Genomic DNA, 16,974 nt, shown 5'->3' on the forward strand with positions numbered 1-16,974 from the left:
CGCAGGGCGACAAGCCGCTCCGGGCGCGGAGGCGGGTGATCCCGGGCCCTGCCGGTGAAGTGCAGGACGTGAAGAATCTCCTGGTGACCGGCGGCGCCGGCTTTATCGGATCCAATTTCGTCCACTACCTGATCCAGCACACCGATGTCTCGGTCACCGTGCTCGACAAGATGACGTACGCCGGCAACCATGCGTCCCTCGAGGGCCTGCCGGCCGGGCGCGTCGAGCTGGTGGTCGGGGACATCGCCGACGCCGCCGTCGTCGATCCGCTGACCAAGCGGGCGGACGCCGTCGTGCACTTCGCCGCCGAGTCGCACAACGACAACTCGCTGCATGATCCGCGGCCGTTCCTCGACACCAACATCATCGGCACCTACACGCTGCTCGAGGCGGCGCGGCGCTACGGTACGCGGTTCCACCACACCAGCACCGACGAGGTGTACGGCGATCTCGAGCTCGACGACCCGGAGCGCTTCACCGAGAGCACGCCCTAAAACCCCTCGAGCCCCTACTCGTCCACCAAGGCGGGCTCGGACCTCCTGGTGCGCGCCTGGGTGCGCTCCTTCGGCGTGCAGGCGACCATCAGCAACTGCTCCAACAACTACGGGCCCTACCAGCACGTCGAGAAGTTCATCCCCCGCCAGATCACCAACGTGATCGACGGCGTCCGCCCCAAGCTCTACGGCGAGGGCCTGAACGTGCGCGACTGGATCCACGCCAACGACCACTCCTCGGCGATCTGGGCCATCCTCAACAAGGGCGAGATCGGGCAGACCTACCTGGTCGGGGCCGACGGCGAGCGCAACAACAAGGACGTCGTGGAACTCATCCTCAGCGAAATGGGCCAGCCCGCCGAAGCCTACGGCCACGTGATCGACCGCGCCGGACACGACCTCCGGTACGCCATCGACTCCACGAAGCTGCGCAGTGAGCTCGGCTGGACCCCCGAGTTCGACCACTTCGAGCAGGGACTGCGCGACACCATCGCCTGGTACCGCGCCAACGAGGCGTGGTGGCGACCGCAGAAGGCCGTCACCGAGTCCAAGTACACCGAGTTGGGGCAGTAGGCGCATGGGACCAATCTTCTCGAAGCCCCTCGCCGCCCGCGCAACGCCCATCCCCGGCGTCGTCCTGTTCGACCTCCCGGTCCACGGCGACAATCGCGGCTGGTTCAAGGAGAACTGGCAGCGCGCGAAGATGGCCGCTGCCGGACTGGAGGACTTCGGGCCCGTCCAGAACAACATCTCCTTCAACGAGACCGCCGGCACCACGCGCGGCATCCATGCCGAGCCGTGGGACAAGTTCATCTCCGTGGCCACGGGGCGCGTCTTCGGTGCCTGGGTGGACCTCCGCGAGGGACCGTCCTTCGGCGCGGTCTTCACCGCAGAGCTCGATCCGTCGACGGCCATCTTCATCCCGCGCGGCGTCGGCAACGCCTTCGAGACCCTCGAGGACGGAACGGCCTACACCTACCTCGTCAACGACCACTGGTCGGCCGACGCGCAGGACCAGTACGTCTTCCTCAACCTTGCCGACGAGACGGCCGCGATGGCCTGGCCCATCCCGCTCGCCGACGCCGAGCTGTCCGAGAAGGACCGCAACCACCCGCGCCTCGCCGACGTCACCCCCCCTCGCGCCCCGCCGCACGCTCGTAGTGGGCGCGGACGGTCAGCTCGGCAGGGCCTTCCGCGCCGCCCTCGCCGATCATCCCTCCGTCGAGTTCACGTCCCGCGCCGACCTGGACCTCCTCGGCGGGGACCTCGACGGCGCCCGGCCGTGGTCCGCGTACGGCACCATCATCAACGCTGCGGCCTACACTGCCGTCGACGCCGCGGAGACGCCCGAGGGCCGCGCGTGCGCGTGGGCGGTCAACGTGACCGGCGTGGCCGCCCTGTCCCGGGTGGCGAACGCGCACCGCCTCACCCTCGTGCACATCTCCAGCGACTACGTCTTCGACGGCTCGCGCGAGGTGCACGCCGAGGACGAGCCGTTCACGCCGCTCGGCGTCTACGGGCAGACGAAGGCCGCGGGCGACGCCATCGTGGCCACCGTGCCGCACCACTACATCCTGCGCACCAGCTGGGTGATCGGCGAGGGCGGCAACTTCGTCCGGACCATGGCGAACCTCGCGGGCCGCGGGATCTCCCCGAGCGTCGTGGACGACCTGGTGGGCCGACTGACCTTCACGGAGGACATCGCGGCCGCCATCCTGCACCTGCTCGGGACCGGCGCGCCCTACGGCACGTACAACGTGAGCAACGGCGGCGAGCCGCAGAGCTGGGCGGACGTCGCGGCGGACGTCTTCGCCCTGTGCGGCAGGGACCGCGCGGACGTCACGGGGGTCAGCACGGCCGAGTACTTCGCGGGCAAGGAGGCCGCGCCGCGCCCGCTGCAGAGCGTCCTCGACCTGGCGAAGCTCACGGCCACAGGCTTCGCGCCGGTGCCCGCGGCGGAGCGGCTCGAGGAGTATGTCAGGGCATTCGCGGGCTAGTGCTGCCTGTGTCGGGACCGGTCCTGACAGCCCGGCCCCGTACTATGAACCGGAATCTGTCTCGACTGCTGCACTTCGACTGGGGAACCTCATGACTTACTTGGATACCGACGCGCCTGTGGCTAGGAGAAAGAAACGCCATCCCGTGCGGACCACCCTGCTGGTCTTCGGGTCCCTCGTGGTGGTGGCAGCAATCGTCGCCGGCAGCTACGTCTTCTCCCTGGCGCGCTCGTTCGACGCGAAAACCGAAACCATCGAGACGGCGTTCCCCGCCGAGGAGTCGCGTCCCCCCGTGGCGCCCGAGGCGGAGGGGGCGGTGAACATCCTGCTGCTCGGTAGCGACTCCAGGGCGACGCCGGAGGAACTGGGCGATGTGGAGTCGGCAGGGCCCTCCGACAGTCGCGCGGACACCATGATGCTGATGCACATCCCCGCGGACCGCTCCGAGGTGCAGGTCATGTCGATCATGCGTGACACGTGGACGGACGTACCCGGTCACGGGCCGCACAAGATCAATGCGGCGATGGCTCTCGGGGGAGTGCCTCTCGTGGTCCAGACGGTCGAGGGTCTCTTCGGTGCGCGTGTGGACCACGTGGCCAGTATTGACTTCGAGGGGTTCAAGGGCCTCACGGACGCCCTCGGCGGTGTCCAGGTGAACAACCCCGTCGCTTTCCAGTCGCGAGGCGTCGAGGGCGAGTTCTTCGATGCCGGGCCGATCACTCTTCAGGGGGAGTCGGCACTGAAGTTCGTCCGCGAGCGCTATGCCTTCAGCGACGGTGACTACCAGCGCGTGAAGAACCAGCAGTTGTTCGTAAAGTCGGTGATCAGCACCGTGTTGAACGCCGACACGTTGACCGATCCGCAGAAGGTCTACCGCGTCGTCGACCAGATGTCGCCGTTCGTCGCCGTGGATTCCACCCTCGACTCGGCAGCCGTCGGCTCCCTCGCGGTGTCCCTGCGAGGAGTGCGCAGCGGTGATATCGAATTCTTCACCCTGCCCAACCTGGGAACGGGAACATCCCCGGACGGACAATCCATCGTGGTCAAGGACGACGCCGCCATCGGCAGGGTGGCCGAAGCGCTCCAGAACGACAGCCTGGGCGACTATCTCGCAGCGAGCGGATCATGAGCGGCGGATCGGCGCGGAAGCTGACAGCCTCAGTTCTGCTTCTCGGGGTATTCGTTCTCGCCCCGTTCGCACCGGCCCTGGCTAACGATGAACCCGTCGAACCCACGCCGGTCGTCACGCAGACTCCTGAGCCACCGCCTGCGCCGCCGACAACGCCGCCCTTCACGCCCCCACCCACCACCCCGCGGCCGCCGGTAACCGTTCCTGTGCCCGCTCCCGCTCCTCCACCCGCACCTGCCCCGGCTCCAGCGCCTGCACCGGTTCCAGCGCCTGCGCCGGCTCCAGCGCCCGCTCCTGCACCGTCGCCCAGTCCCTCTCCGCCCGCTGATGAGGGCGGGGCCGGTGACACAGATCCCGCAACCGGTTTCGCGATCGACCCTGGAACCGGTTGGCTCATCCACCCCTCCACGGGATACCTAATCGAGCCCGGCACCAACAATCTCGTCATACCCGGCAGCTTCGCCTACACGACGTTCCGGTGGGATCCGCTCACGGGCCTTGTGACGGACATCCCGGAGGATGAGGAGTCCCCGGAGGCCGAGGCTTCCGCGTCCCCGGCAGCCTCTCCGGCCTCCACGACGAAGGCCACTACGAAGGCCACTACGAAGGCCACGCCCAAAGCTTCCGCGAAGCCCTCCAAGGCGGCACCCATTCCCTCATCGAGTGTCACACCCGTGGCTGCCGAAGACACCGAGCAGGCATCGGCGAAGTACACCGTCGGGACGCACCCGGTGACGCGCATCCTCGTTGTTCTGCTGCTGGTGGGGCTCGGTGTGCTGTATTACGCGAGGTTGCGGCCGGGGAGTCGCATCACCGAATAGCAGAAAAGAGGTTGCTCGGGGCTAGGATAATCCCCTGAATCCGGTCTCGATAAGTCCTCTGGGGGTGCCGAACGTGCGTGTCTTGCTGCTCACACACTCGTATTCCCCTGAGCACAGCCCCCCGCAGCGCCGCTGGACCCAGCTCATTCGGTCCTTCCGGTCCGAGGGCTGGGACGTGGACGTCGTAACCCCCGTGGCGCACGCGCCCGAGGGACGGCGAACCCTGCCCAGGAAGGAAGCAGGCAGGGCCTTCCGCGTCGACCGCGGAGCGTCCGGGGAATCCGTGCGTCGGGTGCCCTACCTGTGGCACCGGACTACGCGCGGCGGGCGACTGATCAACCATCTGTTCTCGGCAGCGATGAGCGTTCCTGCAGCAGCATTGGGTCCACGGCCCGACGTCGTAATCGTGACAGTGCCCAGTCTTCCGATTCTCGGAGCCGGCTACGTCGTGGCCCGGATGCTCCGGTGCCCCCTCGTGGTCGACATGCGCGATGCCTGGCCGGACCTGGCCCGGGATGCCCGCCTGGTGCAGGGCAGCGCCAAGGGAGTCGTGGAGAGGGTCATCATCGCGATCCAGGATCGCGCGGACCTCGTCGTCACCGTCACCTACGGCTTCGCCCGGACACTCCGTGAACGCGGACTGAAGAACGTCGCGACCGTCACCAACGGAGTCGATGTCGACCAGCTGGCCTACCTGGAGCCGGTACCGCTGGAAAAGGACCGCCTCGACGTCCTCTACCTCGGCAATCATGGCGAGAGCCAGCACCTGGAGGTGCCCATTCAGGCTGCGGCACTTGTGGGAGACAGGATGCGTCTCACGATGGTGGGCCACGGAGTGAGGCGCAATGACCTCATAGCGCTGGCCGCCTCCATCAATGCACCTGTGGACTTCAACGAGCCGGCGTACGGCGCGCAGGTCATGGAGCACTACAGGCAGGCAGACAGTTGCCTCGTTGCGCTCCGCGACGACTGGAAGTCCTTCGACGCCACGATTCCTTCGAAGACATACGAGGTGCTGTCGGTGGGCCGGCATGTGACGGGCATGGTCCGCGGCGAAGCGCAGCAGATCCTGCAGGATGCCGAGGCCGGACATGTGGTTCCTGCCAACCCGCAGGCTCTGGCAGACCTGTGGACGCGTCTTGCCCACGAACGGTCCCTGCTTCGAGTCAACGGGAATGGCCGTCTGTGGGTACAGCGCAATGCCGATGTCACAGCGCTTGGCGAACGCTATATCGATCTTCTTCACGAGGTATGCCGGCGGGGTGCGCACCTGTGACCGTCCTGCGCAACGTCCAGCTCATGGTCGCAACTGCTGTGAATCATCTCGGTGACAATCCTGCCTTCCTGCTTGTGCAGGTAGTTCGCAGACTGCCTCCCTTCCCTGCACTGCTGGCGACAAGAGCTATCCGCTGCCTGCCCAGTACGGTTCTGCGGGCGCTCAGCGCACACTTGGCCGGCGACGGCCGACGGCGAGATCGCATACTTGACCACGCGATCGCGTCACGTGTCGGCCGCCGTTCGACCGCAACTCTCGTCGATGTCGCGCTTGTTGCCGGCGACACGCGGCGAGCTGATCAGTTGCTGGAATTCGTCGATACCGGCGCGGCCGTCCATGCACGACGGCGCTGGCACGACGGTGACATGAGTGGGGCTGTGGCGGCTCTGGCGGGTGGCAATCAAAGGCGCAAGGCTAAGAGGCTCGAGAGCGAGCTGCGCGTCTTCAAGGGCTGGTCGCCGAAGCTCCGGGAGCCCGAATCCTATGCTCCAAGACCGAAGACGGTCCTTCATGTTCTGACGAACTCGCTGCCGCACACGGAAAGCGGTTACGCCCAGCGCTCGCATTCGCTCCTGAAAGCGCAGGCTGACACCGGCTGGAATGTTCACGCAGCAACCCGGCTCGGTTACCCTGTGCAGGTTGGAAAGCTGTTCGCGCAAGACAAGGATGTGCGTGATGGTGTGACATACCATCGCCTCCTGCCCACGCGCATGCCGGCGGGTGCTGATGAGCGGCTCCAGTTGCAGGCGGAGATGCTGCTTCGACTGGCACTCGAGGTCCGTCCTGCCGTGCTGCACACGACGACCCATTTCGTGAACGGCCAGGTGACGCGCGAAGTGGCGCGTGTTCTGGGCATTCCCTGGGCGTATGAGGCGCGAGGGCAACTGGCCGACACATGGGCATCGACGCGGCACGCGGACGCGACGAATAGCGAGCGCTACACGCTCTTCAAAGACCGAGAAGCACAGATGATGCGAGACGCCGACCTCGTGGTGACGTTGGGGGAGGCGATGAAACAGGAAATCATGCGCGTCGGAGTGCCAGAGAAACGTATCCTGCTTGCTCAAAATGCTGTGGGTGAGGACTATTTCGCTGAGCCGATCGCACCGGCTGATGCGCGTAAGCGCCTAGGCTTCGCTGAAGACGGAATCGTTGTGGGAACGGTAAGCAGTCTCGTGGACTACGAGGGTCTCGACTATCTGCTCAGGGCAGTGGCCCTGCTTGCACCCGCGCACCCGAATCTCCGATGCCTCATAGTGGGAGACGGCGTCGTTCTCCCGGCGCTGCGGACGTTGGCTCACGAACTGGGCATCGACGATCGAACTCTATTCACCGGGCGGGTTCCGCGCGATCAGGCAAGGCTGCATCATATGGCTCTCGATGTTTTCGTCGTTCCGAGGAAAGACCTCCGGGTGACCCGTTCGGTCACGCCGATGAAGCCGATCGAGGCAATGGCGTGCAGCAGACCCGTCGTGGCGAGCGACCTTCCCGCACTTCGCGAGATCGTCTCCGCATTCTCAGGAGTGCTGGTGAAGCCGGAGGACCCGGCAGCGCTCGCCGCGGGTATCGAAGGCCTCCTCGGATCGGTCGGGCTGGACTCCCTGGCCGAAGGCCGTGCCCGTGAGGCCCGCAGTCGTGTACTGGACCAACGCACCTGGGCGGCGCACGCCGCCGCCTACAGCAGGGCGTACGTTGCCGTGGGAGCGATCTGATGGCTGCCGAATCTTCCAGCACATCGAAAAGTCCGGCGACCGCGGTACCAACTCCCGTGAACCTGCGAGGACTGACCAGGGTGGGTGCAAAGCCCTCGTTCCCGCGCTACCTGGCGTCGTTGTGGACTTATCGGCACTTCATCTACTTCCATGCCAAGGCTGATGTCCAGACGACCAACAGTAGAGATAGGCTCGGCAACGTCTGGCTGATCCTGAACCCGATCCTCAACGGGCTGACGTTCTACGTGATCTTCGGTGTACTCCTCAATGTGAGTCGTGGGATGGAGAACTTCCTCGGATTCCTGCTGATCGGCGTCTTCCTTTTCCAGATGAGCAGCCGCTCTATTCTGACCGGGGCCCGTGTCGTTCGCAGCAATCTGAAGATCATCCAGGCCTTCCACTTCCCACGCGCAGCCCTGCTGCTCGGGATCAACCTGCGCGAGCTCCTCGCCGCCGTCCCCGTCATCATCACTTTGCTCCTGCTGATCCTCGTCCTTCCACCGACGGAAACGATCAGTTGGCTGTGGCTGCTGATCCTCCCGGCGTTGATCCTGCAGGCACTCTTCAATTTGGGTGTGGGTCTTGTCCTCGCACGAGTGGTATCCATGGTGAGCGACCTGGCAAACGTTCTGACGTTCGTGCTCCGGTTCTGGATGTACGGGTCCTGCGTCATGCTCCCCATCGCCATCTTCGATCCCTATCCCGCGTTGAAAGGCATTATCGAGCTCAACCCGCTTTATCATCTCCTGGTGATTGTCCGCACGGCAGTGCTCGACAGTGAATTTCCGCAGTGGCAGTCATGGGCGGTCCTCGCCGCTTGGGCCTGCGGAATGCTGGGAATCGGGATCATCTACTTCTGGCGTGGGGAAGAGAGCTATGGCCGTGACGAGTGAAGTGAGCCCCGTACCGGAGCAACCCGTCGTCGTCCTGGATTCCGTCAGCATGACCTACTCGGTCCCGACGACGGCGCGGGAGGCGCTGCGCGGCGTCGGAGCACCTGGATCGAGCCGTGCGCTCCAGCGGCAGTCCAGCAGCATCGTCACCGCACTCAACAACGTCTCGCTCGTGGCCCGCCGTGGGGAATCGATCGGCATCATCGGGCGCAACGGGTCGGGTAAGAGCACGCTGATGAAGCTGATCAACGGCCGTGTGCCGCCAACGACTGGGGCAATTTACGCATCATCCAGACCCACTCTCCTGGGTGTGAGCGCAGCGCTCGTGTCGGACCTGTCGGGGCGGGACAACATCATGCTCGGCTGCCTGGCAATGGGGATGAGCCGCGCTGAGATCAACCGGAAGTTCGACGATATCGTGTCACTCTCCGGGTTGTCGGACGCGATGAACCGTCCGATGCGCACATACTCCTCGGGGATGGGGTCGCGGCTGCAGTTCGCCATCGCCACGGCGGTGGAGCCTGAGATTCTGCTCATCGACGAGGCACTGAATACCGGCGACGACCAGTTCAAAGGTCAGACGAAGGCAAAAATGGATGAGCTTCGCAGCAGAGCAGGCTGTGTCATTCTCGTCAGCCATAGTCTCGGTGTGATCAAGGAGATGTGCAGCCGTGTACTGTGGCTCGACGATGGTGAGCTTGTCATGGACGGCCGCCCGGATGAGGTCATCAAGTGGTACCGCATCTTCACGAAGCACCTCGCTGCCGGCGATAGAGTGCTTGCGCTCAAGACGAAACGGCGCATGATCAATGATTTGCGCATTCCTGCAGTGCAAGCACTCGAGTCGAGCAGGCGGAGGTCTGCATGAACGCCCTCGTCACGGCTCGCCTCCGGAAACTCCGAACCCAGATGTGGCACCTGCGCGAAGGCGGCTTCGCGCAGCTCCGCACACACCGCGGCAAGCTCGTTGTGGAGCGTCGCGCCGATCAGCAGCATCCTTCTCGAGGAGCGGAGGGCACGTGGTCCGGAGCCGGTGCACAAAGACGACTGCATTTTGCTCGCGCAGCGCTTCCCGACGTCACTGTCCGGCGACCCGAGATCACCGTCGGCGTGATCCTGGACGAATTCTCGGAGATGGCGTTCCAGTTCGAATGGAACACCTATGCGCTCACACGTGGCGGCTGGAAGGAGCAACTGAGCGCCCACCCGGTGGAGTTCGTGTTCGTCGAATCAGCGTGGGCCGGCAATGCTGGCGAGTGGAAGTTCCAGCTCACCGGGCCGTCCGGGCCGAAGCCCGAGTTCGTAGAATTGCTGCTGTGGTGCAGGACGCACGAGATCCCGACCATGTTCTGGAACAAGGAGGACCCGCCCCATTACGAGGACTTCCTTCCTGCGGCGCGCCTCTTCGACCACGTGCTCACCAGCGATTCGAGCATGATCGAAAAGTATCAGCGGGATCTCGGGCACCACCGCATCTCCTCGATGTCGTTCGCGGCCCAACCGGCGGTGCACAATCCCGCCCGCCCGCCGCGGGGGTGGCGCCGACGTGATGTAGCTTTCGCGGGCATGTATTTCGCGCACAAATATCCTGAACGCCGTGCGCAGATGGAGCTCCTGCTGGGGGGAGCGAATGACGCTTCGGCGGCCATGGAGATTGGGCTCGAGGTGTTCTCCCGTCATCTCGACAGCAATTCCGACTACCAGTTCCCCCCGCCGTTGGCCGAGCGGGTAGTCGGCTCTCTGACCTACGGCGAGATGCTCACGGCCTATAAGGCATACAAGGTCTTCCTCAATGTGAACTCGGTCGTCGACTCGCCCAGTATGTGTGCGCGCCGCGTGTTCGAGATCTCCGCGGCCGGAACGCCCGTGGTCTCGACCCCGAGCCGCGCCCTCGAGGGGCTATTCCCGCCCGAAGAGGTCGCGGTGGTGAGCGGGCGGGGGCAGGCGCGGGACGTCATCCGGTCATTGGTCGAGCAGCCGATGCTGGCCGACCGGCAGGTCCACCTGGCTCAGCGCAGGATCTGGGCGCAGCATACGTACGCGCACCGGGCAGAGCAGATTGTCGGCGAGGTCGTGCCAGCGCTTGCACGGCCGGTGGTACTTCCGTCCGTGTCGGTCATCCTTTCGACGAACCGGCCGCACCAGCTCGAGCATGTGTTTCGGACCATTCATCGTCAACGCGACGTGGCGCACGAGCTGGTGCTGCTCACCCACGGATTCACCGCTGCCCGGACTACGATCTCGGCGCTTCGACAGCAGTACCCCCTTGAGTCATTGACGGTACTGGAGGCAGGTGCGCACCAGAGTCTGGGGGAGTGTCTCAACGCCTGCGTGAGCGCGTCGTCCGGCGCCGTGGTAACGAAGATGGACGACGACGACTTCTATGCCGAGAACTATCTGCTGGATCAGCTCAATGCCCTCCAGTACTCCACGGCCCAGGTCGTGGGCAAGCAGGCGCATTACATGTATCTTCGGCAGCGCGACGCGACACTGCTCCGCTTTGCGCAGAGAGAGCACCGTTACACCAATATGCTGATGGGGCCGACGCTCATGGCCGAGGCGGATACATTCCGCGAATTCCCGTTCGAGCCCCTTTTCAAGGGTGAGGACACCGCGTTCCTGAGGGCCGTCACCATGGCCTCCGGGAGGCTCTACTCGGCGGATCGGTTCAACTACTGTCAGCAAAGACACGGCGCTGGCCACACCTGGCAGGCAACGGATCAGGAACTTCTGCTGACGGGGGAGGTCCAGTTCTTCGGGCCTCCGTATAATCACGTAACACTCTAGGGGACTTGTGAACACCATCGAAAAAGTAGCGGTCATCGGACTCGGCTACATCGGTCTTCCGACCGCCGCAATCCTGGCCACGAATGGTCTCGACGTGGTCGGCGTGGATATCAAACTGGCCAACGTTGCTGCGATCAACCGCGGAGAGGTTCCCTTTGTTGAACCGGACCTCAACATCCACGTCGCAGGCGCGGTCAGCCAGGGAAATCTCCGTGCAACGACCGAGACACCGACCGCCGAGGCCTACATCCTCGCCGTACCGACGCCTTTCAACACCGACAAGACGGCCGACCTCAGCTACATCGAGGCTGCTGCCCGGGGTATCGCACCGCAACTCGTGGGCGGCGAGCTGATCATCCTCGAATCCACCTCACCTCCCGGTGCGACCCGACATCTCGCGGACTTCCTCCTCAGCCTTCGCCCTGACCTCAGCCTGACCGGTGAGAATGACAAGCCGGTACTTCACGTGGCGCACTGCCCCGAGCGGGTCCTCCCGGGCCGGGTGATGATCGAACTCGTCACGAACGACCGCATTATCGGAGGGATCACGCCTGAAGCGGCCGAGATGGCGCGCAAGCTCTACAACGTGTTCTGCCAGGGCGAGATCCACCTCACCGATGCAACCACGGCGGAGATGGCGAAGCTCGTCGAGAATTCCTACCGCGACGTCAACATCGCGTTCGCCAATGAACTGTCCGTCATCAGCGAGAAGGTCGGCATCGACGTGTGGGAGCTCATCGAACTCGCCAATCATCACCCGCGGGTCGATATCCTCCAGCCAGGTCCCGGGGTGGGCGGGCATTGCATCGCCGTCGACCCGTGGTTCATCGTGTCGGCCGCACCCGAGGAATCGCGGCTTATCCGGCAGGCCCGCCTGACCAATGATGCAAAGCCCGGGTGGGTCGTAGACCGAGTGCGGGCTGCGCTTGCGCTGGCCGGTCCGGACGCGGTGGTCGCCACTCTGGGCCTGGCCTTCAAGGCGAACATCGACGACCTTCGCGAATCCCCGTCCGTCGGGATCGTCAGCGAGCTGGGAAATACGCTGCCTGGGAATCGGATCCTGGTGGCCGAGCCGCACGTGGCGGAGCTGCCGGCGTCCCTGCGCAACCTCCGCAACGTGGAACTGATGGAGACAGAGCTGGCCATCAAGTCGGCAGACATCGTCCTCCTGCTCGTTGATCACGACGATTTCCGCGAATTGGACCGCTCTGTGCTCGAGGGTAAGACGGTCATCGACACACGAGGGATCTGGCGCTAGCCGTCCGGCACAGCAGTGCACCACCATTCCAAAAGGAACCTGTGAAATACGAAGACGAGCGCACTTCCGTGTCGCCGGTCGAGGCTGCCCGGCGCGCCGAGTACCTGGCAGACCTCGACGGCTTCATCAGCGACTATCACGCGCTGACGCAGAAGGAGCTGGCCACCCGCACCAGGGCGGAGAAGCTGTCGAAAGATCTCGAAAGCACGCGGTCGCGTGCGGTGCGGTTCCGGCGCGAGGCCGAGGCGCTCCGCAGGGAGAAAGACACCCTGCAGAAGGAGAAGGAAAGCCTCCGCAGGGAGAGGGAGAGCCTGCGCAGGACACTCGAAGCGCTGCGGGGGTCGTGGCGATACCGGATCGGAACGGCTGCCACGCTCCCCGTCCGCAGTGCGTCGAAAGCGCGTGATGCGGTGACGGGCTACGCCCGCAAGCTCGCTCCAGCAGCGGCGCCCGCTGCGCTTCCCCAGGGTTCCTCCGCACCGTACGTGACGAAGACCACCGCAGTTCCTCCCTCGCAGTCGTCGGCGCCACGCGTCGGTGGGGGCCCTCAGTCCGCTCCGCGGCAGTCGACCTCGCTACCCGCGGCGGCGACAGCCCTGCCCCAGGTGGCAAGCCTGTCGGCCGACGGACCGATCGCCCGCAAGGCCGAGTTGCAGGCATTGGTGGAGTCCGACCCGTCGAAGCACAACGTCTACAGGCTTGTCTCGCACTGCTACTTCGTGCTCGGGGAGATTCTCCTCCCGGCCGCCCTTATCGCCTCCCATTCCGGTGTGCTGGTTGACCTCGCTGCCAAGGAGACCCAACTGATCGATGCAGTCGTCGGACAGGCGGCCCTCCTCAGGCAATCGGTCCCACTCCCGCCGCGGCAGCCGAACCCGGGGTACGATGCGGAGCGCGGGCGCATCATGTACTGCGCCCACAGCGTGTCGCCCTACAATTCCAACGGCTACTCGACGCGGACGAGCGGATTGATTCGCGGACTACGGAACGCCGGCGGAGAGATCCTGGTCGCGGCCCGGCCCGGTTACCCATGGGACGTCAAGACCGACAGGCCTCCGTCCTCTTCGCAAAGCTACGAGGAGACTCTCGACGAGGTGGTCCACCACTTCAGCAGCGGTCCGAGCTGGACCCAGGGCCGGCTGGACCATTACCTCCAGGAGGCCGCCGATCACTACGTTCAGGTGGCCATCCGGAACCGGGTGGAGCGTATCCATGCGGCGTCGAACTACGTGACCGCTCTCCCCGCGCTGATCGCTGCCCGACGCCTGGGACTGCCGTTCACGTACGAGGTGCGCGGACTCTGGGAAATCACTGAAGCGTCGACGAAGGCGGCGTGGAATGCCTCGGATCGGTTCCGGCTCGCGCGAACGCTCGAGGTGCTTGTCGCTTCGGGTGCGGACTCCATCCTCGCCATCACACCGCAGGTGCGCGACGAGCTCATCCGGCGGGGTGCCGACGGCAACAGGATCAGCATCCTGCCGAATGCGGTCGACACCGACGAATTCACGGAGATGCCTCCGCACGAGAGCACTCTCGCCCGTTTGAAGCTTGAGCCGGGTCGCCCTGTCATCGGTTACGCCGGAAGCCTGGTGGAGTACGAGGGGTTGCAGACCCTGCTGGCCGCCGTGCGACTCCTGCTCGATCGGGGAGTCAGGACCACGACGGTCATCGTCGGAGACGGCCCGGCACTTGCCGCACTCAAGACCACCGTGGACGAGGGCGGACTCACGGACTCCGTGATCTTCACCGGAAGAGTGCCGGCGGCCGAGGTGGCCCGTTTCGTCAGTGTCTTCGACATCATGCCCTGCCCGAGGCTCTCCCTACCTGTCACCGAGATGGTTCCGCCCTTGAAGCCCCTTGAGGCCATGGCCGCCGGCAAAGCTGTAGTGCTCTCGGATCTCGCTCCGCTCCGGGATCTCGCCGGGACCGATGGCCATCGTGCCCGGCTCTTCCAGGCGGGAAATGCAGAGCAGCTCGCCGCGGTCCTCGAGGATCTCGCGAGCGACCCGGAACAGCGCCAAGCAATGGGACGCCGGGCGCGGCTATGGACTGTGGCCGCGCGGACGTGGGACCAGGTGGGTGCAACAGCCCTGGGTTCCTTCACCGACGCTCCAACCCCATCCGGTTCCGAAGGAACCGGTCTCGGCAGCCTGACGCTGGGAATCATCGCCGATGAATTCACCCGGACCGGTCTCGGGCCCGACATCCGCCTCCTGATGCTGGACCCGACCCAGTGGAAGCGCCAACTGGACTCGACCCCCATCCATGCGCTGTTCGTCGAATCGGCGTGGGAGGGGAATGACGGTCTCTGGCGGGGCAAGATCGGCTACTACGACGACGATTCCTTCGCAGAACTGGCAGCCCTCGTCGCCCATTGCCGGGAGCACGCTATCCCGACCATCTTCTGGAACAAAGAGGATCCGGTCCACATCAACCGGTTCAAGCGGACCGCCCAGGAGTTCGAGTACGTTTTCACCAGCGACGACGGATCGATCCCTGCCTACTTGAAGGCGGCAGGACCGCATCTCAAGTCCGTGGCGTCACTGCCGTTCTACGCTCAGCCGGCACTGCACAACCCGATGATGGGCGCACGGCCCTACTCACACACCGTCTGCTACGCGGGATCGTACTACGGCGATCGCTACAAGGAGCGGTCGGGTCAGCTTCATCGATTGCTGGACGCGTCAGTACCGTCGGGCCTGACCATCTATGACCGGCAATTCGACAACCCTGCTAGCCCTTACCACTTTCCGGCGGACCTGCTCCCCTACGTGCGGGGCGGGCTTCCTTACACCGAGATGGTCGAGGCGTACAAGACCCATCCGGTCCACCTGAACGTCAACTCGGTCCGGTCGTCCGGGACCATGTTTTCCCGCCGGGTGTTCGAGATCGCCGCAAGTGGGAATTGTGTCATCAGCGGGCCCGGACGTGGTGTGGAGAGGCTCTTCGACGGAGCAGTTCCGGTGGTGGAGGACAAGTCGGCGGCCCGCGCGCTCGTCTCCTACTGGATGACCGACGAAGAGGCGAGGAATGCGGATGCATGGCGAGCAATGCGCACCGTGTTTCGCAGCCACACCGCTGCGCATCGCCTGGCCTACGTTCTCCGCACCGCCGGCCTCGAGGTAGGAATGCCCGCGCTCGAGAAGTACGCCCTTGTCGTTCCGGCCCTGACGTCGGCACTCTCGCGGCAACTGGCGAACCAGAGCGTCCGGCCGTCGGTGCTTCTCGTCGAGGACACGGCCTCGATGACGTCCTCCGCGAGTGTTGAGGGTATCGCGGTCCAGGCCCACTCGCCGGACTCTCTGGCAGCGCTCGTGGACTCCGGCGTGTCGCTGGTCGGCCACCTGCGAGGAACCCGCATCGACCGAACCTTCTACGAGGACCTCCTGCATTCGCGGAAGTTCCATCGCTGGAGTTCCGCACGGTATGCAGAGGACAACCTTTCCGTGCCGGGGCACGGGCTCACCCAGTTCGACGAGGGCGATGCCGGCACATACGCAGCGGATCTCTCTGCAGTGGACGCGGATGCGGCGGCGGAGCCCTTGGTGCTTCGCCGGAGAGTGTTGCAGCAGGACGACTCCAGGAAAGGCTCCCTGAACCCGGCCGCGAAGCGGCGGCTTTGCGTCCTCGTTGCCGGGCACGATCTCAAGTTCGCCGGCGGGATCATCGCAGCACTCGAATCGGAAGGACATCGCGTCCTCCTGGATCGATGGCAGGGGCACTCCCAGCACGACGAGGAGGAGAGCCGGAGGAAGCTGGCCGAAGCAGACGTCATCTTCTGCGAATGGACCCTCGGCAACGCCGTATGGTTCTCCCGCAACAAGAGGGCCGATCAGCGACTGATCTGTCGCGTCCACCTCCAGGAGATCCACACCCCGTATCTGAAGCAGGTCGATGTCCGCGCTGTCGAACAGTTCATCTTCGTCGGCCAGCACATCGCGAGCATCGCGGAGCGGGACTTCGGGGTGCCGCACGACAAGATCCGCGTCATCCCGAATGTCGTCGACGTGGCAGGCCTCAAGCAGTCGAAGTCCGCCGGCGCGCGATGGAATCTCGGACTCGTGGGGATCGTACCCCAGCGGAAGCGGCTCGACCTGGCACTCGACGTGCTGCGCGATCTGCGCGTAGTAAACGAACGCTACGCCCTGTTCATCAAGGGAAAGCGACCGGAGGACTACTCGTGGATGGCCTCACGTGAGGACGAACTCGCCTACTACGTGGAGCAGTACCGCAGGATCGAAGAGGATCCATTGCTGAAAGGGGCGGTCACCTTCGACCCTCAGGGCGACGACATGGCGTCGTGGTACCGCAAGATCGGGACAGTGCTCTCCGTGAGCGATTTCGAGTCGTTCCACCTCACCTTGGCAGACGGTGCAGCATCCGGGGCTCTGCCGGCTTCCCTCGCCTGGGCGGGAGCCGACCAGATCTACCCGACCTCATGGCTCGCAGCCCGGACGAAAGACCTGGCACAGCGAATCCTCGAGAAGACCGCCTCGCAAGAGACATGGACCGAGGCGGCCTCCGAGGCGCAGCACTACGCGGAGCAGAACTTCTCGGAGCCTCTGGTGCTCGACCGGATCAACCGGTCGATAGTCGGAGGCTGAGCG

At 64.8% G+C, this 16,974-nt stretch carries 10 protein-coding genes and 2 pseudogenes; 11 read left to right on the forward strand and 1 reads right to left on the reverse strand.

Going from position 1 to position 16,974, the window contains the following annotated elements; translation table 11 throughout:
* The first annotated feature begins 68 nt into the window (after positions 1–68).
* The 3 genes and pseudogenes from rfbB to AC4D2O_RS17760 all read left to right on the forward strand — a co-directional run bounded on the left by rfbB (position 69) and on the right by AC4D2O_RS17760 (position 3,620).
* A pseudogene (gene rfbB / locus AC4D2O_RS17750) lies at positions 69–1,067 on the forward strand (dTDP-glucose 4,6-dehydratase).
* A gap of 4 nt (positions 1,068–1,071) precedes the next feature.
* Positions 1,072–2,491 (forward strand): annotated as a pseudogene (locus AC4D2O_RS17755) (sugar nucleotide-binding protein).
* Positions 2,492–2,636: 145 nt separating this feature from the next.
* Positions 2,637–3,620: an LCP family protein gene (locus tag AC4D2O_RS17760; RefSeq protein ID WP_490908692.1), complete on the forward strand. Its 984-nt coding sequence runs from the start codon at positions 2,637–2,639 to the stop codon at positions 3,618–3,620.
* 463 nt (positions 3,621–4,083) lie between these two features.
* Here AC4D2O_RS17760 and AC4D2O_RS17765 read toward each other — a convergent pair whose 3' ends face one another.
* Positions 4,084–4,290 (reverse strand): hypothetical protein, encoded by a 207-nt coding sequence (locus AC4D2O_RS17765; protein WP_490908693.1) that lies wholly within the window; start codon positions 4,288–4,290, stop codon positions 4,084–4,086.
* A gap of 4 nt (positions 4,291–4,294) precedes the next feature.
* Here AC4D2O_RS17765 and AC4D2O_RS17770 point away from each other — a divergent pair, with 4 nt between their 5' ends.
* The 8 genes from AC4D2O_RS17770 (at position 4,295) to AC4D2O_RS17805 (ending at position 16,971) form a co-directional block, all read left to right on the forward strand.
* A complete protein-coding gene (locus tag AC4D2O_RS17770) occupies positions 4,295–4,441 on the forward strand; it encodes a hypothetical protein (RefSeq protein WP_490908694.1) in 147 nt (48 codons plus the stop codon).
* A 73-nt stretch (positions 4,442–4,514) separates the two neighbouring features.
* A complete protein-coding gene (locus tag AC4D2O_RS17775; RefSeq protein ID WP_490908695.1) occupies positions 4,515–5,717 on the forward strand; it encodes a glycosyltransferase family 4 protein in 1,203 nt (400 codons plus the stop codon).
* On the forward strand, positions 5,714–7,429 hold the full coding sequence (locus tag AC4D2O_RS17780) for a glycosyltransferase (RefSeq protein ID WP_490908696.1): 1,716 nt from the start codon (positions 5,714–5,716) through the stop codon (positions 7,427–7,429). The genes AC4D2O_RS17775 and AC4D2O_RS17780 overlap by 4 nt, the downstream gene beginning before the upstream one ends.
* Positions 7,429–8,322 (forward strand): ABC transporter permease, encoded by an 894-nt coding sequence (locus AC4D2O_RS17785; RefSeq protein ID WP_490908697.1) that lies wholly within the window; start codon positions 7,429–7,431, stop codon positions 8,320–8,322. Before AC4D2O_RS17780 ends, AC4D2O_RS17785 begins: the two co-directional genes overlap by 1 nt.
* Entirely contained in the window at positions 8,306–9,190 is an 885-nt protein-coding gene (locus AC4D2O_RS17790; RefSeq protein ID WP_490908698.1) for an ABC transporter ATP-binding protein, read from the forward strand. The genes AC4D2O_RS17785 and AC4D2O_RS17790 overlap by 17 nt, the downstream gene beginning before the upstream one ends.
* The gene (locus AC4D2O_RS17795) at positions 9,187–11,109 is read left to right on the forward strand and encodes a glycosyltransferase family protein (RefSeq protein WP_490908699.1); all 1,923 of its coding nucleotides are present in this window, start codon (positions 9,187–9,189) and stop codon (positions 11,107–11,109) included. Before AC4D2O_RS17790 ends, AC4D2O_RS17795 begins: the two co-directional genes overlap by 4 nt.
* Before the next feature lie 7 nt (positions 11,110–11,116).
* Entirely contained in the window at positions 11,117–12,367 is a 1,251-nt protein-coding gene (wecC, locus tag AC4D2O_RS17800; protein ID WP_490908700.1) for a UDP-N-acetyl-D-mannosamine dehydrogenase, read from the forward strand.
* Between the two features lie 41 nt (positions 12,368–12,408).
* A complete protein-coding gene (locus tag AC4D2O_RS17805) occupies positions 12,409–16,971 on the forward strand; it encodes a glycosyltransferase family protein (RefSeq protein ID WP_490908701.1) in 4,563 nt (1,520 codons plus the stop codon).
* Positions 16,972–16,974 lie beyond the last annotated feature (3 nt).

This window comes from Arthrobacter sp. TJ-238, assembly GCF_058269215.1.

Excerpts from the sequence above, each read along its gene's own strand:
- AC4D2O_RS17785 (WP_490908697.1), top strand. The coding sequence starts at position 7,429 with ATGGCTGCCGAATCTTCCAGCACATCGAAAAGTCCGGCGACCGCGGTA.
- AC4D2O_RS17790 (WP_490908698.1), top strand. The coding sequence starts at position 8,306 with ATGGCCGTGACGAGTGAAGTGAGCCCCGTACCGGAGCAACCCGTCGTC.
- AC4D2O_RS17795 (WP_490908699.1), top strand. The coding sequence starts at position 9,187 with ATGAACGCCCTCGTCACGGCTCGCCTCCGGAAACTCCGAACCCAGATG.